This is a genomic window from Streptomyces sp. UG1, assembly GCF_049974585.1.
Taxonomy (GTDB): domain Bacteria; phylum Actinomycetota; class Actinomycetes; order Streptomycetales; family Streptomycetaceae; genus Streptomyces.
Genome location: NZ_JBNGGG010000026.1, coordinates 141007 through 159616, shown reverse-complemented (window position 1 = coordinate 159616; position 18610 = coordinate 141007). Strand labels below are relative to the sequence as shown.

Genomic DNA, 18610 nt, shown 5'->3' with positions numbered 1-18610 from the left:
CGTGCCTGCTCTGCTATCCGCCCCTACCGGCTGATCGTCACCCCTCCACGCAATCACGGAACTTGACGGAGCCCTGGCATAAGACAGGCTCATGCACAGACAAGATGTCAGGGAGTCGCCGGGGTCTGAGCTTCAGGGTGGAGGTAGCCGAGGTTGGTGGGGCCGTGTGTGGCTGATACCGAGGAGGAATAGCGCCCGTTGGTCCGGCTCCAGTCGTAGTTGCCCCGGATCAAGTGGCGCATGACCTCGACGTAGCGTGCGACGTCGACCGACTCCGCTTCGGTCAGGTCCAGCGCAGCGCAGAATTCCGGCACCTGGCGGCTGAGGGCGAGAAACCGGTCGACGATATGATCATGGAGATCACGCGCGGCGTCCAGGGCCTGGTCGCGACTGTAGGAATGCTCCGCCATCAGGCAGGTCACCAGGTTGGGATCGCCGCGAGCCTCATCGGCTTCGAGCGAATAGAAGTCGTTGACCAGGATAACCGAATCCACCGTGCACAGACGCAGAGATTCGATGAGCGTGCTGTACCAGACGAGCGGCGGGATCTCGAAGCAGGCGGCGCTCTCAACGAGGTCGATGGAGGGACGTACTCCTCCCGAGCGCCGATGGTTGTGCGTGCGTTGCTCGGCATCCGGACGGGTACCGGCCCGCCGGTCGGCCTCTTCCGTCAAGTTGCCCTCCAGATAGGCCACCCAGTTAGGCGGTTTCGTTTGGATCATCTGGCGGACCAAAGGAAGATGCCTGCGATGTGGAGTCCGGCCAGGTAGATGGTGGCGGTCTTCTCGTAGCGGGTGGCGATGCCGCGCCACTGTTTGAGGCGGTTGATGCATCGCTCGACGGTGTTGCGTTGTTTGTAGGTCTCGCGGTCGAAGGCCGGTGGCTCTGCTGGTCCGCCGGGACGGGGATCACTGCCCGGATGCCGCGCTTGCGCAGGTGTTCGCGGATGGCGCGGGAGGAGTACGCCTTGTCGGCCAGGACCAGATCCGGTCTGGTGCGGGGCCGCCCTCGCCGCCGGGGAACACGCAGGCGGGTGATGACGTCGGTGAAGGCAGGTGCGTCGCCGGCCTGGCCTGTGGTGAGAACGAACGCCAGAGGTCGGCAGCGGCCGTCGGCGGCGAGGTGGATCTTCGTGGTCAGTCCGCCGCGGGAGCGGCCGATGGCGTGGTCGCCGGGTTCGTCTGCCGGGGCCCCTTTTTGCGGGCCCCGGCCGCGTGCTGGTGGGCACGCACGATCGTGGAGTCCACCGAGACGGCCCAGTTGAGGTCCTCGTCCGCGTCGGCCTGGGCCATCAGCGCGGTGAACACCCGCTCCCAGGTACCGTCGACGGCCCACATCCGCAGCCGGTTGTAGACGCCTCGCCAGTTGCCGTACTACTCCGGCAGGTGGACCCACTGCGTTCCGGTCTGGAACTTGAACGCGATCGCGTCGATCACCTCCCGGTGGTCGCGCCACCGGCCGCCCCGCTTCGCGTGCGGTCCGGGAGTAACGGCTCGATCCGCGCCCACTGCGCATCTGTTAACGGCACACCCGGACCAACGACCGGCTGATCCAAACGAAACTGCCTAGGTCAGCAAGAGTCCTGCCACAGCCGCCCACAGACAGCCACACCGTGGAATCGCCAACCGCACCGGTCAGAGCCAGCCAGCTGTTTGGACGCCTCCCGGCAAGCAGGTGGAAGACAGTGAGACTCACCCGGCCGCCTACCGCCTGCGGCCACCGACGCTGACGCGTTTCCGCAGGTCAGCGCACTCTCCCCCGTGGCTTCAGCGGCACCGGCGGCAGTTCCGGTGCGGGCAGTGGCGCCCCGTCGTACCCCTTCACCTCCCCGAACCGGGAGCCTTCCATCCAGTCCTGACGCGCCTGCACGATCTCTTCCTGGGACCGTCCGATCCAGTTCCAGAACATGATCAGCTCCTCCTCGAACGGCTCGCCGCCGAGGAGCATCAGGCACGCGTCCGACTCGGCGCGCAGCGGGAGTTCGGTGCGGCCGCAGCCGAGGTAGAGCATGGAGCCGGGCAGTACCGGTACGCCGTCCACGTGGGCCTCGCCGGACATGGACAGGACGGCGTACTCGAAGTCCGGCTCCAGCGGGAGGCGTACGTCGGCGCCGTGCGACAGGGCGAGGTCCGCGCCGACGATCGGGGTGTACGCGGTGCCGGGCGACGCGGCTCCGTCGAGGCCGCCGAGGATCAGCGTGGCCCGCAGTCCCGGCGCCGTGACGACCGGCAGTTCGGCGTGGTGTTCGAAGTGCGGGTCGGTGTGGCGGTGGCCGTCCGGGAGGGCGACCCAGAGCTGGGCGCCGTGCAGGAAGCGGGCGTGCGACCTCGGGCTCTCCTCGGAGTGGCTGATCGCCCGGCCGGAGGTCATCAGGCCCAGCTCGCGCGGGCGGATCGTCTGGAGGCTGCCCGTGGAGTCCCGGTGCAGCACCTCGCCCTCGTGCAGCCAGCTCACCGTCTGCAGGCCCATGTGCGGGTGCGGCGGCACCTGCATGCCGGGCTCGTCGGCGATGTCGTCCGGACCGTAGTGATCGACGAAGCACCAGGCGCCGACCATGCGACGGCCCAGGTTGGGCAGCAGGCGACGGACTTCGGTGGATTCGCCGAGCTTGACCCGGCGAGGGCTCAGGAGTTCGCGTACGGGCTCCGCCACGACGAAACCGCGGCCGCCGCAGACGGCGGGCACCGCCTCGCGATCAAGATTGCTCATGCCGCCCAACCTAGCCCCGCCGGGGCCGCCTCGTCAGTCCGTACCCCGGGGCTGTCTCGATGCGTTCGAGAAAATAGTCGCCATGTATATAGTAGCCATGTACTGTATCCGTCATGAGCAAGGGTTCCGAGAACGTTTCGCCCGGGTTCCTGGTGTGGCGTCTATCGACGAAATGGCGGGTCGCCGTCGACCGGGCCGTCACCCCACTGGGGCTCACCCACGCGCAGTACGCGCTGGTGGCCTCGCTGTACGGCATGCAGCGCCGCGGCGAGCGCCCCAGCCAGCGGCGCCTCGCCGACCACACCGGGCTCGAACCGCTCTACGTCTCCAAGCTGGCGCGGACACTGGAGACCGCCGGCCTCCTCGAACGCACCCGGGATCCCCGCGATCCGCGCGCGGTGCAGCTCGCGCTGACCGAGCAGGGACGTGAGCGGACGCGGCAGGCAATCAAGGTCGTCCAGAGGCTGCTTCAGCAGTTGCTGGCGCCGCTCGGCGGCCTGGACAGCGCGCGCACCCGGGAGTTCACGCGCGATCTGGCGATCCTGCTCGACGCGCCTCTCGACCCGTTCACCTCGGACAGTGAGTCCGAACTCACCCTGGACAGCCAGTCAGACAAGGAGCAGTCATGACCGCCACCACTCCCCTGGTCGATCCCCGCGTCATCGCCCTGGCCCACTACGCCGGCCGCGCACTTCTCGAGCATGTGCTGGCCCGCCACGGTGCGACCTTCCAGCAGTCCGTCACACTCCGGCTCGCCGCCGTCGCCGAGGGGCCGGTCGAGCGGGAGCGCCTCGCCGACAGCGTCACCGGCGCACTGAAGATCGCCGCGGCGGAGGCGAACTCCGTGGTCGACGAGCTGATCGCCGCTGAGCTGCTGGCCCCTCAGGAGCCGTCCCAGGTGCGGATCACGGATGCGGGGCGGGAGCTGTACGAGCGGACCTCCGCCGAGACCGCCCCCATCACCACTCGGATCTACGCCGGTATCCCGGCGGAGGATCTCGCCGCCGCCGGACGCGTACTGACCCTCATCACGGAACGGGCGAACGCGGAGTTCGCAGCCCTGACCAAGTAGTGGAATATTGAACCACCTGCCTTCGTTGTCGGCGCCGAAGGAGGTCACGAGTGGACACGATGTACTACGACCACGGAACACCGGCCGAGCGCTGGGAGCGCGCGCAGCTCTTCTTCGACGCCAGGGACTACGCCGGTGCCGCGCGCCTACTACCACTCGGCCCAACTTCGGCGTGCGGAAAGCGAGTTGCGGGTCATCGTCGAGCGCGACCCGGTCGAGCAGTACGCCCGGCTGATGCTGGGCCGCACCCTGCAACGGCAGGGCCGGCACGAGGAGGCCGAGCCGCACATGCGCCTCGCCTCGGCGCTGGCGGGTGACTTCGAGCAGCTCTGAGCAGAGCGGGAGAGGGAGCGAGGGCCCGGTTCCCCCCGGAACCGGGCCCTTCGGCTGTCGTTCCCGCTACTTCACTTCCGCGGGCGTCCGCTTCCCCCGCCGATGAGCGACCTCCCCGAGGACCACGTCCACGACGACGAACGCGGCCAGTGGGATGCCGAGCAGCGGTACGAAGTAGCCGAGGACCGCGACGGCGGCCACCAGAGGGACCAGGATCTGCGGGGGCACCTGCCGCCACGCCCCGCGCGGGAGCGGGCGGCCGAAGGCCGAGCCGCGGCCGCGCTGCCACCACATGCGGTAGCCCCACACGATCAGCAGGATCAGGGAGAGGGTGAGCAGCATCAGCGCGATCTGGTTCGCCAGGCCGAACAGTTGGCCGCTGTGCAGGTCGATGCCCCACCGGCTGAGCTTGGCCAGGACCGGGTAGTCGGCGAACCGCAGCACGTCGGTGACCTCACCCGTGGCCGGGTCCACGGCGACCGAGTCCTGCTTCTCGGGCCAGCTTCGCTGGATCTGCTTCACGACGTAGGCGGACGAGGCGTCGGCGGGCGGCACGATCTCCACCGGGTCGCCCAGCCCCTCGGCGCGCGCCGCCGCCAGGACCTGGTCGAGACCGACCCCGTGCGCGGCCTGGCCGCCCGAGGCCGCCGCGTCGCCGTGGCCCGCGTGCTCCCCGCCCGCCGCGGCGGACACCGCCGGGGTGGCCTGGCCGAGCGAGGTGCGCAGGTCCGCGATGTTGGCGCCGGCGTACGCCGACCAGGTCAGGCCGGTCGCCGACAGGAACACGAACCCGGCCGCGGCCCAGACCCCGACGCTGCCGTGCAGGCCGAGCGTGCGGCGCCGGCCGCTGGTGCCGCGCACCTTGCGCTGGGCGCGGCGCCGGGAGAACCACAGCACCACTCCCCCGCCCGCGATCACCCACAGCCAGCTCGCCGCGAACTCGCTGTACAGGCGGCCGGTCTCGCCGAGGTGCAGGTCGCGGTGGAACTCGTCGATCCAGGTGCGCAGCGGCAACGCGCCGGTCGAGCCGTACTGTTCGAGGGCGCCGCGCACCCGCGCGGTGTACGGGTCGACGAACACCGCGAGCGTGTGGCCCTCGTCCACGCCCGGCACCCCGGACAGCAGCACCCTGGTGGTCGCGTCGTCCTCCGGGGAGGGCCGTACGGCCGAGACGGTGCCCTCCGGGTGTGCCTCGCGGGCGGCGGCGACCTGCTCGGAGACCGGCAGCTTGCGGTCGCCGACGGGGACGGTGAGCTGGTCGGCGTACACGACCTTCTCGGCCGGGATCGAGGCGGCGTAGAGCAGGCCGGTGACGGCGGCGACGAGCAGGAACGGCGCCACCAGCACGCCGGCGTAGAAGTGCAGGCGCAGGATCAGCGGGCGCAGCGGGGCCCACCGGCTCTTGGGCGCTGCCGGGGCGGCGGGTGGCGTGGCCTCGTCCCTGGTGGTCGTGGGGGCGGTGGACATCGGCGGCTTCTCCGGGGGGTGGGGAGGACGTTCCTCTTGCTGTGGCAGTCCAGTAGTCGGGCGGCGGGACGGCCGAGTTCCCGCCGTCTCAAGTGACGTAGGCCACAAGGAAGTCCGACGGTGATACGACCGTCATGGCATCCTGGCGCGATGGCACTTCCGAACCATCGCGCCCCGCTGGCCGAGCAGGTCGAGCAACTCCTCGCCGCCGAGGGCCCGTTGCCCATCATGACGGCCGGCGATCCGGTGCTGCGGCGGCCCGCCGAGCGCTTCGAGGGCCAGCTCGGCCCCGCGCTGCTGGACCGCTTCGTCGAGGCCCTCCGGGTCACCATGCACGCGGCGCCCGGCGTCGGCGTCGCCGCACCCCAGGCGGGTGTGGCGCTGCGGATCGCGGTGATCGAGGATCCGGCGCCGGTGCCGGCGGAGGTGGCGCTGGTGCGGGGGCGGGTGCCGCAGCCGTTCCGGGTGCTGGTGAACCCGTCGTACGAAGCCGTGGGTACCGCCCGTGCCGCGTTCTTCGAGGGCTGTTTGAGCGTCCCGGGCTATCAGGCGGTGGTGGCCCGGCCCGCCGAGGTGCGGCTGACCGGTGAGGACGAGCACGGGCGCGGGTTCGACGAGGTGTTCTCGGGGTGGCCCGCCCGTATCGTGCAGCACGAGACGGACCACCTCGACGGCATGCTCTACCTGGACCGGGCCGAGCCGCGCTCGCTCTGCTCGAACCAGGCGATGGCCGAGTACTGGGCCCAGCCGGCCCCGGACGAGGCGGCTCGGGCCCTCGGCTTCGAACTGCCGGACTGAGTACGGCGGTTGCGCCGGTACGTCAGTTGCATCGATACGTCAGTTGTCCCGGTACGACTCCAGCAGCCGCAGCCACACCTCGCTGATCGTCGGATACGACGGAACCGCGTGCCACAGCCTGCTGATCGGCACCTGCCCGGCGACCGCGATCGTCGCCGAGTGGATGAGTTCGCCGACCCCGGGGCCGACGAACGTCACGCCGAGGAGGATCTCGCGCTCCAGGTCGACGACCATGCGGGCGCGGCCCCGGTAGCCGTCGCCGTACAGCGACGCGCCGGACACCGAGGCGAGGTCGTAGTCGACGGCGCGGACGCGGTGGCCGGCCTGTTCCGCCTCCGCCAGGGACAGGCCGACGGCGGCGGCCTCGGGGTCGGTGAAGACGACCTGGGGGACGGCGTCGTGGTCGGCGGTGGCGGTGTGGGCGCCCCAGGGGTCCGACTCCGGGAGCGGCGCACCGGAGGCGCGGGCCGCGATGGCCGCGCCCGCGATACGGGCCTGGTACTTGCCCTGGTGGGTGAGGAGGGCGCGGCGGTTGGCGTCGCCGACCGCGTACAGCCACTCGCTGCCGGTGACGCGCAGGCTGTCGTCGACCTCCAGCCAGGAGCCGGGCTCCAGACCGATGGTCTCCAGGCCGATGTCGTCGGTGCGCGGGGCGCGCCCGGTGGCGAAGAGGATCTCGTCGGCCTCGATCCGGTCGCCGTGGTCGGTGACGACCACGACCGTGCCGTTCTCCCTGGTCACCGTCTCGGCCGAGGTCCCGGTGCGGACATCGGCACCGGCCTCGGTGAGCGCCTCGGCGACGAGTTCGCCGGCGAAGGGCTCCATGCGGTTCAGCAGGCCCTTGCCGCGGACCAGGAGCGTGACCTGTGAGCCGAGGGCCTGATAGGCCGTGGCCATCTCGGTGGCGACCACTCCCCCGCCGACCACGATCAGCCGGCCGGGCACGCTCCGGGCGCTGGTGGCCTCGCGGCTGGTCCAGGGCTTGACCGCGGCCATGCCGGGCAGGTCGGGCACGACGGCCCGGCTGCCGGTGCAGACGGCGACGGCGTGCCGGGCGGTCAGGACGTGTCGTACGCCGTCGGGGCCGGTCACCTCCACCGTGCGGGGGCCGGCGAGGCGGCCGTGGCCGCGGTAGAGGTCGGCGCCGATGCCGTTCAGCCACTGGACCTGGCCGTCGTCGTGCCAGTTCGAGGTGTAGTCGTCGCGTCGGGCGAGGACAGCGGCCGCGTCGAGGGGACCCTGCACGGCCGGGGCGAGGCCGGGCAGGCGGCGGGCGTCGGCCTGGGCGATGACCGGGCGCAGCAGGGCCTTGCTGGGCATGCACGCCCAGTACGAGCATTCGCCGCCGACCAGTTCGCTCTCCACGACCGCGGTGGACAGGCCGGCCGCGCGGGTGCGGTCGGCGACGTTCTCCCCCACCGGTCCCGCTCCGAGCACCACGACGTCGTACGCGATGGAATCCGTTTCCGTCATGGGCTCAGTCTTACGGGTGGTGTGCGGCGAGGCCACACGGGTACGCGCGCGGAATACGTGACCGTACGGTCGTGTTGTCGCCGACGGCTTCGCCCGTACACCAGCAACAGGGATGAGGGATCAACGCCATGAGCAGCACCGTGGAGCTCACCAAGGACAACTTCGACCAGACGGTCACGGACAACGAGTTCGTCCTGATCGACTTCTGGGCATCCTGGTGCGGGCCATGCCGTCAGTTCGCCCCGGTGTACGAGAAGGCCGCCGAGGAGAACCCGGACCTTGTGTTCGGCAAGGTCGACACCGAGGCGCAGCCGGAGCTGGCCGCCGCCTTCGGCATCCAGTCGATCCCGACGCTGATGATCGTCCGTGACCGTGTCGCCGTGTTCGCGCAGCCGGGTGCCCTGCCCGAGGCCGCCCTCACGGACGTCATCGGGCAGGCCCGCAAGCTCGACATGGACGAGGTCCGCAAGGCCGTGGCCGCCCAGCAGGCGCAGGCCGAGCAGGACGGCCAGTAGGGCCTGGAACCAGCCAGGCCTAGAAGGGGTACGCCGCCACGTCGCCGCGCACCGTCGTCCAGCGCACGTCGGTGAACGCCTCCAGGTTGGCCTCGCCGCCGAACCGGGCCCCGGTGCCGGAGGCGGCGATGCCGCCGAACGGGGCGACGGCCTCGTCGTTCACGGTCTGGTCGTTGATGTGCACGATCCCGGTCGGGATCCGCTCGGCCAGGTCCAGGCCGCGGGCGGCGTCGCCGGTGACGATGCCCAGGGAGAGGCCGTAGGAACTGGCCGCGGCCAGGGCGGCGGCCTCGTCGGCGGTGGCGAAGGAACGTACCGGGGCGACCGGGCCGAAGACCTCCTCGGCGTAGGCGGGGGTCTCGTCGTCGACGCCGGCGAGCACCGTCGGCCGGTAGAAGAGCTGCTCGTGGGTGCCGCCCGCCGCCAGCTTGGCGCCCCGTGACGTGCTGGCCTCGACCAGGCCGTGCACCTTGCCGAGTTGGCCGGCGTCGATGAGCGGGCCGAGGTGGACCTCGGCGCGGTGCGGGTCGCCGACGGCGAGGGCGTCGGCCTTGGCCGCGAGCCGCTCGACGTACTCCTCGTACAGGGACTCGTGGACGAGGTGGCGGCCGGTCGTCATGCAGATCTGGCCCTGGTGGAAGAAGGAACCCCAGGCGGCCGTGGAGATCACCGCGTCGATGTCGGCGTCCTCCAGCACGACCAGGGCGGAGTTGCCGCCCAGCTCCAGGTGCGCGCGCTTGAGATGGCGACCGGCGGCCTCACCGACGGCACGGCCCGCGGCCGTGGAGCCGGTGAAGGAGATGACCGGCACGCGCGGGTCCGCGACCAGCGCCTGACCGGCCTCCGGGCCGCCCGGCAGAACGTGCAGCAGCCCCTCGGGCAGACCGGCCTCGGCGAAGACCGCGGCGAGGGAGAGGCCGCCGCAGACCGCCGTGCGCGGGTCCGGCTTCAGGACGACGCCGTTGCCGAGGGCGAGGGCCGGGGCGACGGAGCGGATGGAGAGGATCAGCGGGGCGTTGAACGGCGAGATCACGCCGACGACGCCGACCGGCACCCGGCGGGTGTACGACAGCCGGGGCGCCTCGCTGGGCAGGATCTGCCCGGCCGGGCGGGAGGCGAGGGCGGCGGCCTCGTAGCACTCCTGAGCGGCGACGTGCAGCTCGAAGTCGGCCTTGCCGGGGATGGAGCCGGATTCCCGCACGAGCCATTCGCGCAGTTCGGCGGCGTGCGCGGTGAACAGGTCGCCGGCCTTGCGCAGCACCGCGGCGCGCGCGAAGTGCGGCAGGCGCGCCCACTCGGTCTGCGCGGCACGGGCGGCCTCGGCGGCGGTAGCGATGTCCTCGGCGGAGGCCAGGGTGACGGCGGCGAGCGTGTCGCCGGTGGCGGGCTCGGTGACGGCGTACTCGCCTCCCCGCAGGGAGCGGGGCTGCCAGGTCCTGGGGTCGAGCAACGGCATTGCGACTCTCCGTTCGATCACCTGGCGGGACTCACACAGGCAGTGGAAGTCCCGCGTAGTTCGCCGCCAGTTCGGCGGCGGCGTGGCGGGATGCGGTGATCCGGCGCAGACGTGCGAGCTGCATCCGGTGGTCGAACACATCCCCATCTGGTTGAGCGTGCAACATCTTAGTCATGTCATCCGAGAATCGGGTGGCCTGCCACACGCGTTGAAGGCATACCTCCGAGTACCTGTCGAGGAGTGCTGTACTCCCTGTACGGTCCAGCTCGGCGAACGCGCGGGCCAGGACCCGTACGTCCGACACGGCGAGGTTGAGGCCCTTGGCACCGGTCGGCGGGACGATGTGGGCGGCGTCCCCGGCGAGCAGGAGACGGCCGTGGCGCATCGGTTCGTGGACGTAACTGCGCATCGGCGTCACGGACTTGGAGGTGATCGGCCCGCGGTTCAGGGTCCAGTCGGCGTCGATGGCGAAGCGGGCGGCGAGTTCGTCCCAGATGCGGTCGTCGGGCCAGTCGTCGGCGTCGGTGTCCACAGGGACCTGGAGGTAGAGCCGGGAGACCGACGGTGAGCGCATGCTGTGCAGGGCGAAGCCGCGCTCACCGCGTGCGTAGATCAACTCCTCGCAGGACGGCGGGACTTCGGCGAGGACGCCGAGCCAGGAGTACGGATAGTCGTGCGCAAAGGAGCGGCCGGCGCCGGCCGGGAAGGCGTTCCGGGAGATGCCGTGGAAGCCGTCGCAGCCGACGACCCAGTCGCAGGTCAGCGTCCGCTCGCGGCCCTCGTGCCGGAACCGTACGACAGGCGTCGCGCTCTGCGGCGCCTCGACGGCGAGCGCCTCGGCCTCGAACAACAGCGGCGGCCCGTCGGCGAGTTGCAGCGCCACCAGGTCCTTCACGATCTCGGTCTGCGCGTAGATCGTCACCGTACGGCCGCCGGTCAGGGCCGGGAAGTCGATGTGGTGGCGTTCCCGGTCGAAGCGCAGCTCGATGCCCCGGTGCACCAGGCCCTCGGCCTCCAGCCGCTCGGCGGCACCGGCCTCGCGCAGCGCGTGGACCGTGCCCTGCTCCAGCATCCCGGCCCGCTGGCGCTGCTCGACGTACTCCCGGGTCCTGGCCTCCAGCACCACGCAGTCGACGCCCGCGCGATGCAGCAGCCGGGCGAGGAGCAGCCCGGCGGGGCCGCCGCCGATGATGCCGACCGTCGTGCGCATTCCCACGCCTCCCTGGCTTTCGACGGTACGTCGGCCGGGCCGCCGGGGCCTGTCCGACGGCGTGTTTCGAGAGTCCCGTGCGGGTGCTGTGCGGGACGCTCACCACACCCCCTGGGCCCTCAGCTCGACTCGCGGTGCACCACCGTCGCCCCCAGCACCTGGTGCGTCCCGGGGGCCGTGCCGGGGTTGCGCACCGCGCGGTCGACCAGTTCCGCGAGGTCGCGGCTGGACGGGAGCTCGATGTGGACGGTGCTCAGCCTAGGCCGCAGCAGCCGTCCGAGCATCAGGTCGTCGGCGCCCATGACGGCAGTTTCGGCGGGGACGTCGACGCCTTCGTCCTGCAGGGCCCGCATCAGCAGCATCGCGTACTCGTCGTTGTAGGCGAACACCGCGTCGAGGCCGAGGTCGCGCCAGCGGGCGGCGAGCCGTGCGGCCGACTCCTCGGTGTAGGCCAGGGGCAGCGCGGTCACGGTGGCGTCCGTGCCGTGCAGGGCGCGGCGTACGCCTTCCAGCCGGGGGGTGGAGAAGGCCTCCAGCTTGTCCTCCTCGGGTACGACGACGCCGATCCGGCGCCTGCCGCGCTCGTAGAGGTGGCTGCCCGCGCAGTGCCCGACGGCCTCGAAGTCCATCAGCAGGGTGTGGGCGCCCTCGACGGAGTCGGGGCCGAGGGTGATCACGGCCCGGGCGCCGGAGCGCTTGAGCACGGTCACACCTTTCGGGCCGAGGCCGGAGCCCGACACCAGGACGGCGACGGGGCGCAGTTCGGCCCAGGCGCGGGCGGCCTCGTCGCCGTGCAGGCCGACGCTGCCGTGCTGGACGACGGTGTAGTCGAGGCGGCCGAGGGCCAACTGGAGGTCGCTGAGGAAGTGGCTGTAGAGGTGGCCGGCGGCGAAGCTCGGCGTGGGCATCAGGACCATGCGGCTGTGTCCGGCGCGCAGGCTGCGGGCCGCGGCGTGCGGGACGTAGCCGAGTTCCTTCGCGGCCTCGCGGACCCGGCGGCGGGTGGGCTCGCTGATCCGGACGGCGCTGGTGTTGTTGAGGACGTAGGAGACGGTCGCGCGCGAGACGCCGGCCAGGCGGGCCACATCGGCGCTCGTGGGTACCGAGCGCGGTGCGGGGAGAGCGGGCGCGGGCGTTTTCGGTATCTGCACCATGACGCACCGCATCTTTGCAGAACCTGTACTCGGGCCTGAACTCAGGGCCCTTGACCGTTCACACCGCTGTGCGCGTCACGCGGGCCACCAGGTCCATCCAGCCCTTCTCCAGTCGCTCCATGGGCATCCCGCACTGTCGGGTCAGGTGGTTGATCAGGGCGGGGTCGAGATACGCCATGAGCGTCTGGGCGAGCAGTTCGCAGTCGGCGTCCGGCTGGATCTGCCGCAGCAGCACCGTGACATGGGTGTGCAGCGCCTTGAACGAGGGGTGCAGGAACCGGCGGGTGGGCTCGGGCTGGGCCGCCAGTTGCAGATCCAGCTGATCGGCCGCGCGGTACAGCACCGCCACGCCGAACGCCCGCAGCCGCTCGACCGGCTCGGCGCCGGGGCCGAGCGGCGGCGGCCCGCCGAGGAAGTCGGCCTGGAGCCCCCGAGCGGAGTGGTCGAGCAGCGCCGTCAGCAGGCCGGTGCGGTCGCCGAAGCGGCGGAAGACCGTCCCTTTGCCCACGCCCGCCTCCGCGGCCACCGCCTCCATGGTGACCCCGGCCGCGCCGTGCTCCGCGATCAGCCGTGCGGCGGCGTCCAGCAGCCGGGCGCGGTTGCGGGCGGCGTCGGCGCGCAGGCAGGGCTCGTCGGGGGCGGCGCCGACCTCCAGCAACTGTGGCGTGCCGAAGGGCTCCTGGGGCTTCGGGAAGGGCGGCTCGGGTGCGGACATGAAGCAAGAGTAAAGCATCGGGAATGAAACTGGACCGCGGTCCGGTTAGGGTGGTAGAAATCTAAACGGACCCCGGTCCGAATATGTCACGGCACTGTTTCAAGACTCCTGGAGTTCGCATGTCTGTTCGTATCCTCGCGCTCGTCGGCAGCCTTCGTGCCGGTTCGCACAACCGCCAGCTCGCCGAGGCGGCCGTCAAGCTCGCTCCCGAGGGCGCCGAGGTCGTGCTCTTCGAGGGCCTGGCCGAGATCCCCTTCTACAACGAGGACATCGACGTCGAGGGCGGCGTCCCGGCCACGGCCGCCAAGCTGCGCGAGGCCGCTGCCGGCGCCGACGCGCTGCTGCTGTTCACGCCCGAGTACAACGGCACGATCCCGGCCGTCCTGAAGAACGCCATCGACTGGCTGTCCCGCCCGTTCGGCGCCGGAGCCATCTCGGGCAGGCCGGTCGCCGTGGTCGGCACCGCGTTCGGCCAGTACGGCGGTGTGTGGGCGCAGGACGAGGCCCGCAAGTCCGTCGGTGTGGCCGGCGGCAAGGTGCTGGAGGACATCAAGCTGTCCATCCCCGGCTCCGTGACCCGCTTCGCCGAGACCCACCCGGCCGACGACGCCGAGGTCGCCGCCCAGCTCACCGAGGTCATCGCGCGCGTCCACGGGCACGCGGGCGAGGCGGTCGCCGCCTGACCTCACCGGAGGTCGCCGCGAGCGTGCGTGCCGGGTGTCGGGGCGCAGGCGGGGAACCGAGGACCGAGAGCAGGCCCCAGGGGGCCGGAGCCGAGCGCTCCGGCCCTCCTCCCTGTCTCACCCTCTGCCTCAGCCCCCCTGTCTAAAGACGTCTAAAGACTCCCCCCTGTCTCAAGCCACCGCCGTCGGCGCCAGATCGCGCAGCTCCGTCAGGGCCGCCGCCACCGCCGGGCGGGCGTGGCCGCCACCCCGGGTGCAGGTCAGGAGTTTGCGGTGGGGGTTGCCCGTGCAGCGGACGCGGGTGATCGGCAGGTGCGGGGTGAGGTGGGCGAGGCGGGGGACGAGGGCGACGCCGAGGCGGTGGGCGACGAGGTGGGCCATGACGTTCCAGTCCATCGCGTGATGCACGATGTCCGGGGTGAACCCGGCCTCCCCGCACGCCGACAGCACATGCGGACGGCAGGGACTCTCCGGCACCGGCGCGATCCACTCCTCGTGCGCCGCCTCCGCGAGGTCGACACCGTCCCGCCCCGCGAGCGGGTGGCCCTCGGGGACGACGAGGTCGAACGGGTCGTCCAGGAGCGGCTGTTGATCGAAGCGGTCGTCGCTCAGGGGCGGGTTGTAGATCGTCGCCTCGACGACGGCCAGGTCGATCTCCCCCTCGAAGAGCAGGTCGAAGCTGACCGGCACCTCGGCCTCCTGGATGCGGACGCTGAGCCGTGGATGGCGTTCGCGCAGTCGGGACGCCATGGGCGCGAGCAGCACCGACACCGCCAGCGGAAAGCCACTGGCACGCAGCGGCCCGGCGGGCGCGCCGTGATCGGCCCGCAGATCGAGCTCGGCCAGCTCCCAGCGGGCCTGGATCGCGTCGGCATGCGCCAGCAGGCTCTCGGCCGCCGGGGTCAGCCGCACCCCGCGGCCCTGCGGTTCCAGCAGGTCGACGCCCAGATCGCGGGCGAGTTGGCGGATCTGCTGGGAGGCGGCGGACGGGGTGAAGTGCAGGGCGCGGGCGGCCGCGGTGACCGTGCCATAGTGCGCAACAGCTCTCAGTACATGCAGTCGGCGCAGGTCAATCATGAAGCCCACGCTTCAAGGTGAGGTCCACAAAGTCAACCTGGACGTGTACGAAGACGCATCGCACCCTTGGTGGTGTCGCGACGGCCGAACCAGCCACCGAAGTACGAGGAGTCGCCATGACCAGCACGACCGGCACCGTCTGCCCGCACTGCGGGTGGCCCGACGGCGCCGAGCCCTACCAGGTGGTGTCCCGCCACTCCACGGCGGCGGGCAGCACGGTGTGGACGCGGTGCGCCTGCGGTTCGCTGCAGGTGCGCGTCGTGGACGCCCAGGGCATGCGCGTCGTCTCCCGAAGCCGGCCGGCCGACTCCGCGTCGCAGTCGCCCTGCCGGTGACCTCGCCCGCTCAGTCCAGCCCGGCGAGCCGCTGCACGGCCGGTGCCGCGAAGTTCTCGATGAACGCGGCCGGTTCGCCGGTGCGCGGGCCGAGGATCACCGTGTCGATGCCGAGTTCGGTGTAGCCGGCGATGTCCCGGGTGAAGGCGTCGAGGTCGCCCGTCGCGGCGGCCTCGCCCGCGTAGAGGACGGTCTTGCGGATCCGGTCGTAGTCGCGCCCCTCGGTGTCGCAGTGGCCGCGCAGCACATCGAGCTTGCGCCCGACCTCCTCCGGCGAGGTGGTGAACAGGTTGCACGCGTCGCCGTACCGGGCCACCAGCCGCAGCGTCTTCTTCTCGCCGCCCCCGCCGATCATGATCTCGGGGTGCGGGGCGCTGACCGGTGCCGGGACGCAGAGGGTCTCGGCCAGCCGGTAGTGCTTGCCCTCGAAGGGGCCGTTGGCCTGCGGGTTCCACATCTGCAGGCAGATCCGCAGGGTCTCCTCCAGTCGCTCGAAGCGCTCGGCGACCGGCGGGAACGGCACGCCGAGCCCCTGGTGCTCCCGGTCGTACCAGGCGGCGCCGATCCCGAGGGCGGCCCGGCCGCCGGACAGTACGTCGAGGGTGGTGGCGATCTTGGCGAGCAGGCCGGGGTGGCGGTAGGTCACGCCGGTCACCAGGGTGCCCAGGCGGACCGTTGAGGTGTGGGCGGCGAGGTAGCCGAGGGTCGTGTAGGCCTCCAGCATGGGGTCCTCGGCGCGGTCGTTGAACTCCATCTGGAAGTAGTGGTCCATGACCGACAGCCAGCTCACGCCGGCTTCCTCGGCGGCTGCGCCCGCGGCGGCGAGTTCGGTGCCGAGCGCGGGGCCTCCTCCGGAGTGGTCGAAGCGGTTGATGTGCACGCCGACGCGCATGTCCTGTCTCCGTTCGCCCGGACCTCGCCCCCGTCACGGGTGACGCTAGAACTTCGAGCGCTCTCGAAGTCAAGCCCGGCCGGCGAGTTGGTCGCCGAGCGCGGTGCGCCGGTACAGCACGCGCCGCCCGTCACGGGCCCGGGTGAGCAGTCCCGTCGCGTGCAGCACCTTCAGATGCTGGGTCGTCGGCGCTGACCGGGGGCGCGGGCTTGTGCGCGAACAGGGACGGCACCAGGCGCAGCCCGCGCCCGGATCCGTCCACCTCGTGCCGGCCGATCATCTGCTCGACGCGCAGGACGCCGTCGCGCCAGCGCACATTGCGGTGCAGGTCGGAGAAGAGGAGCCGCGCTCCGCCCATGGCGAGCTGCCGGGCGCGGTGGGTGATGTCGGCCTCGAGGACGAGCCGCATCCGGGGCCAGTCCGGCCCGATGGCCGACTCCCAGTACCGCCGCAGCAGGTCGGACAGCTCTTCCAGCAGCTCGGCCACGGGGGCGTCGCCGGGTGCGGTGATCTGCCGCAGGGCGTCCGGGAGGGGGTGCGGGGCATGGGCCGCGTGCAGGTCGCGTCGTACGAGATCCGGCGGTGTCGACCGTACGGCGGCGAGCTGGTCCTCCAGCGTGGGCGCGAAGGTCGTCGGGCGCGGGGTGAGGAAGTCGGGCAGGGCCAGGGTCGGTCCCACCAGGGCGCGCAGCAGCCGGGCGTCGGCGGGGTCGAGGCGGTCGAGGACCGAGCGGCGCCACGGGGTGTGCAGGGGGTAGAGGGCGGGGGCGCGCAGGGCCCGCAGGCTGCCCATGGCCTCGCGCAACGGCGAGATCGCGAACCGGGTGTCCGCGAGGTCGTCGCCGTCGAGCAGGAAGCTGATCATTTAGCCTCCGGCTACATCCTTTGGCAACCGCCCGTCGCCGCTGTGGACTTCGGCGTATGACGGATCGCAATCCCCGGCAGACTACCTGCGCGATCGCGCTGCTCGCCTTCGCGTGCGGGGTCGCCGTGGGCAATGTCTACTTCCCGCAGGCGATCGGCCCGTTGGTGGCCTCCGGCCTCGGCGTCTCCCCCGACGCGGCCGCCACGGTGGTGACGGCCACCCAGTTCGGCTACGCGGCCGGCATCTTCCTGCTGGTCCCGCTCGGCGACCGGCTGCGGCCGCGCCGACTGCTCGTCGGCCTGCTCACACTGACCGGCCTCGGCCTGCTCGCCGCGAGCACGGCGTCTGCGCTGCTGCCGCTGGTCGCCGCGAGCACCCTCGTCGGCGCGGCCACGGTGATCGCCCCGCTCGCCGGCCCGCTGGCGGCCGGCCTGGTGCCCGCCGAGCGGCGCGGCGTCGTCAGCGGCACCCTGCTCAGCGGCGCCCTCGCCGGCATGCTGCTGTCCCGCGCGTTCGGCGGCGCCCTCGGCGACTGGCTGGGCTGGCGGGCGCCGTACGTCGTGGCCGCCGCGGTGTCCCTCATGGTCGCGGCCCTGCTGGCCCGACTCCTGCCGGCGCTGCCCCCGGCCACCGCGACGCCATACCCGGCGCTGCTCGCCGCACCCCTGCGGCTGCTGCGCACCGAGCCGGAGCTGCGCCGCTCGTGCCTGTACCAGGCGACGGTGTTCGGCGCCTTCTGCGCGGTGTGGACCGGCGTGGCACTGCTGCTCACGGGCCCGGTGTACGGCATGGACGCCACGGCCGCCGGGCTGCTGGCCCTGGTCAACGCGGCGATGATGCTGTGCACGCCGGTCGCGGGGCGGCTGGTGGACCGCCGGGGCGCGGACCTGGTCAACCTGGTGTGCTTCCTCGTGGTCGGCGCGTCGGCGGTGGTGCTGGCGTTCGGCGGCCTGGGCGGCGTGCCCGGACTGACCGCGCTGGTCGTCGGCACGTTGCTGCTGGACGTCGGCATGCAGTCCGGCATGGTGGCCAACCAGGTGCGGATCTACGGCCTGGGCGCCGATGTCCGCAGCCGCCTCAACACCGCGTACATGACCTGCGCCTACCTGGGCGGCACGGCCGGCTCCTGGCTGGGCGCCCGTGCCTACGGCCGCTTCGGGTGGGGCGGGGTGTGCGTGCTGGTCGCGGCGCTCACGGCGGTGGCGCTCACCCGCCATCTGCTGACGCGCCGCGCCCGGCCCCGGCGAGTTCCTGCCGCTGCGCAGCGCGCAGGCTGGTCACCGTCGTCACCGCCAGGACGAGCACGATGAAGCCCAGCGAGAAGGGGATGCCGTAGCTGAGGTGGACCAGCTTCTCCAGCAGGCCGCCGATGAGGAAGTACAACTGCCTCAGCCCCATCGGCGCGAAGGCGTTGGCCGTGAACACGATGTGCGGGTCCTGCGTCAGCCCGTATATGGCGGGGATGGAGTCCAGGGCGAACAGCACGTCGGTGGAGCCGATCACGAGCATCACGACCAGCATCGGGGTCATGACCCGCTTGCCGTTCTGCTCGATGCTCAGCTTGGTGCCGTGGTAGCGGTCGGCCACACCGAATCGTCGCTCCACCAGCTTCAGCAGCCTGTTCTCCTGGTACTCCCTAGGAACTCGCCCGTGGGCCGGGTGCCGCCGTAGTGGAGCAGGCCGAGACCGAAGAGACCGGCCAGGACGACCCAGACGATCGTCCACGTGCCCGCTTCCCTGAGGGCAGCCAGACGGTGAGGGAAACGCTCACGGGTGGTACTCCTGGTGCGGGTGGGGCCTTGTCAGGGTCGTCGCCGCCAGGAGTTCTCCTCCACCCACGGCAGGTGAACAGCAGG

The 18610-nt window shown here is 71.8% G+C and carries 18 protein-coding genes and 3 pseudogenes; 8 read left to right on the top strand and 13 right to left on the bottom strand.

From position 1 onward, the window contains the following. Window positions 1-107: 107 nt before the first annotated feature. From ACP4J3_RS28080 to ACP4J3_RS28070, 3 genes and pseudogenes are all read right to left on the bottom strand, one after another. Window positions 108-695 carry a terpene synthase family protein gene (locus ACP4J3_RS28080; RefSeq protein ID WP_426538828.1) on the bottom strand — a complete coding sequence of 196 codons (588 nt, stop codon included), beginning with the start codon at window positions 693-695 and terminating at the stop codon, window positions 108-110. A 23-nt stretch (window positions 696-718) separates the two neighbouring features. Then, window positions 719-1555 (bottom strand): annotated as a pseudogene (locus tag ACP4J3_RS28075) (IS5 family transposase). Window positions 1556-1743: 188 nt separating this feature from the next. Next, a complete protein-coding gene (locus ACP4J3_RS28070; protein ID WP_426538827.1) occupies window positions 1744-2709 on the bottom strand; it encodes a pirin family protein in 966 nt (321 codons plus the stop codon). Between the two features lie 113 nt (window positions 2710-2822). Here ACP4J3_RS28070 and ACP4J3_RS28065 point away from each other — a divergent pair, with 113 nt between their 5' ends. The 3 genes and pseudogenes from ACP4J3_RS28065 to ACP4J3_RS28055 all read left to right on the top strand — a co-directional run bounded on the left by ACP4J3_RS28065 (window position 2823) and on the right by ACP4J3_RS28055 (window position 4114). Next, a complete protein-coding gene (locus ACP4J3_RS28065) occupies window positions 2823-3338 on the top strand; it encodes a MarR family winged helix-turn-helix transcriptional regulator (RefSeq protein WP_426538826.1) in 516 nt (171 codons plus the stop codon). Next, window positions 3335-3781 (top strand): MarR family transcriptional regulator, encoded by a 447-nt coding sequence (locus ACP4J3_RS28060; protein ID WP_426538825.1) that lies wholly within the window; start codon window positions 3335-3337, stop codon window positions 3779-3781. The genes ACP4J3_RS28065 and ACP4J3_RS28060 overlap by 4 nt, the downstream gene beginning before the upstream one ends. Before the next feature lie 50 nt (window positions 3782-3831). Then, window positions 3832-4114, top strand: a pseudogene (locus ACP4J3_RS28055) (tetratricopeptide repeat protein). Between the two features lie 66 nt (window positions 4115-4180). Here the strand turns inward: ACP4J3_RS28055 and ACP4J3_RS28050 are convergent. Further along, on the bottom strand, window positions 4181-5581 hold the full coding sequence (locus ACP4J3_RS28050) for a PepSY-associated TM helix domain-containing protein (RefSeq protein WP_426538824.1): 1401 nt from the start codon (window positions 5579-5581) through the stop codon (window positions 4181-4183). Between the two features lie 150 nt (window positions 5582-5731). Between ACP4J3_RS28050 and ACP4J3_RS28045 the strand changes: the two genes are divergently transcribed. Beyond that, window positions 5732-6379 (top strand): peptide deformylase, encoded by a 648-nt coding sequence (locus tag ACP4J3_RS28045; RefSeq protein WP_426538823.1) that lies wholly within the window; start codon window positions 5732-5734, stop codon window positions 6377-6379. Between the two features lie 39 nt (window positions 6380-6418). Here ACP4J3_RS28045 and ACP4J3_RS28040 read toward each other — a convergent pair whose 3' ends face one another. Beyond that, window positions 6419-7852: a dihydrolipoyl dehydrogenase family protein gene (locus ACP4J3_RS28040; protein ID WP_426538822.1), complete on the bottom strand. Its 1434-nt coding sequence runs from the start codon at window positions 7850-7852 to the stop codon at window positions 6419-6421. A 128-nt stretch (window positions 7853-7980) separates the two neighbouring features. Between ACP4J3_RS28040 and trxA the strand changes: the two genes are divergently transcribed. Next, the gene (gene trxA, locus ACP4J3_RS28035) at window positions 7981-8367 is read left to right on the top strand and encodes a thioredoxin (RefSeq protein WP_426538821.1); all 387 of its coding nucleotides are present in this window, start codon (window positions 7981-7983) and stop codon (window positions 8365-8367) included. A gap of 19 nt (window positions 8368-8386) precedes the next feature. On the opposite strand, the gene ACP4J3_RS28030 is transcribed toward trxA, so the two are convergent. From ACP4J3_RS28030 to ACP4J3_RS28015, 4 genes are all read right to left on the bottom strand, one after another. Then, on the bottom strand, window positions 8387-9823 hold the full coding sequence (locus tag ACP4J3_RS28030) for an aldehyde dehydrogenase family protein (RefSeq protein ID WP_426538820.1): 1437 nt from the start codon (window positions 9821-9823) through the stop codon (window positions 8387-8389). A gap of 31 nt (window positions 9824-9854) precedes the next feature. Continuing rightward, window positions 9855-11033, bottom strand: coding sequence for a 4-hydroxybenzoate 3-monooxygenase (locus tag ACP4J3_RS28025; RefSeq protein ID WP_426538819.1), 1179 nt, complete (start codon window positions 11031-11033; stop codon window positions 9855-9857). 119 nt (window positions 11034-11152) lie between these two features. Then, window positions 11153-12187 carry a LacI family DNA-binding transcriptional regulator gene (locus ACP4J3_RS28020; RefSeq protein WP_426538818.1) on the bottom strand — a complete coding sequence of 345 codons (1035 nt, stop codon included), beginning with the start codon at window positions 12185-12187 and terminating at the stop codon, window positions 11153-11155. 58 nt (window positions 12188-12245) lie between these two features. Beyond that, on the bottom strand, window positions 12246-12920 hold the full coding sequence (locus ACP4J3_RS28015; RefSeq protein ID WP_426538817.1) for a TetR/AcrR family transcriptional regulator: 675 nt from the start codon (window positions 12918-12920) through the stop codon (window positions 12246-12248). A gap of 101 nt (window positions 12921-13021) precedes the next feature. On the opposite strand from ACP4J3_RS28015, the gene ACP4J3_RS28010 reads away from it, so the two are divergent. Further along, window positions 13022-13585, top strand: coding sequence for an NADPH-dependent FMN reductase (locus ACP4J3_RS28010; RefSeq protein ID WP_426538816.1), 564 nt, complete (start codon window positions 13022-13024; stop codon window positions 13583-13585). 171 nt (window positions 13586-13756) lie between these two features. Here the strand turns inward: ACP4J3_RS28010 and ACP4J3_RS28005 are convergent, their stop codons facing one another. After that, window positions 13757-14662, bottom strand: coding sequence for a LysR family transcriptional regulator (locus ACP4J3_RS28005; protein WP_426538839.1), 906 nt, complete (start codon window positions 14660-14662; stop codon window positions 13757-13759). Between the two features lie 116 nt (window positions 14663-14778). Here ACP4J3_RS28005 and ACP4J3_RS28000 point away from each other — a divergent pair, with 116 nt between their 5' ends. Beyond that, a complete protein-coding gene (locus ACP4J3_RS28000; protein WP_426538815.1) occupies window positions 14779-14997 on the top strand; it encodes a hypothetical protein in 219 nt (72 codons plus the stop codon). Window positions 14998-15007: 10 nt separating this feature from the next. Here ACP4J3_RS28000 and ACP4J3_RS27995 read toward each other — a convergent pair whose 3' ends face one another. Then, window positions 15008-15889 carry an LLM class F420-dependent oxidoreductase gene (locus ACP4J3_RS27995; protein ID WP_426538814.1) on the bottom strand — a complete coding sequence of 294 codons (882 nt, stop codon included), beginning with the start codon at window positions 15887-15889 and terminating at the stop codon, window positions 15008-15010. A 130-nt stretch (window positions 15890-16019) separates the two neighbouring features. Beyond that, a complete protein-coding gene (locus ACP4J3_RS27990) occupies window positions 16020-16754 on the bottom strand; it encodes a transcriptional regulator (protein WP_426538813.1) in 735 nt (244 codons plus the stop codon). A gap of 56 nt (window positions 16755-16810) precedes the next feature. Between ACP4J3_RS27990 and ACP4J3_RS27985 the strand changes: the two genes are divergently transcribed. Beyond that, window positions 16811-18064, top strand: coding sequence for an MFS transporter (locus tag ACP4J3_RS27985; RefSeq protein WP_426538812.1), 1254 nt, complete (start codon window positions 16811-16813; stop codon window positions 18062-18064). Here ACP4J3_RS27985 and ACP4J3_RS27980 read toward each other — a convergent pair. Next, a pseudogene (locus ACP4J3_RS27980) lies at window positions 17961-18520 on the bottom strand (TerC family protein); the annotation flags it as partial. The gene ACP4J3_RS27985 and the pseudogene ACP4J3_RS27980 sit on opposite strands and share 104 nt — an antisense overlap. Between the last annotated feature and the right edge of the window lie 90 nt (window positions 18521-18610).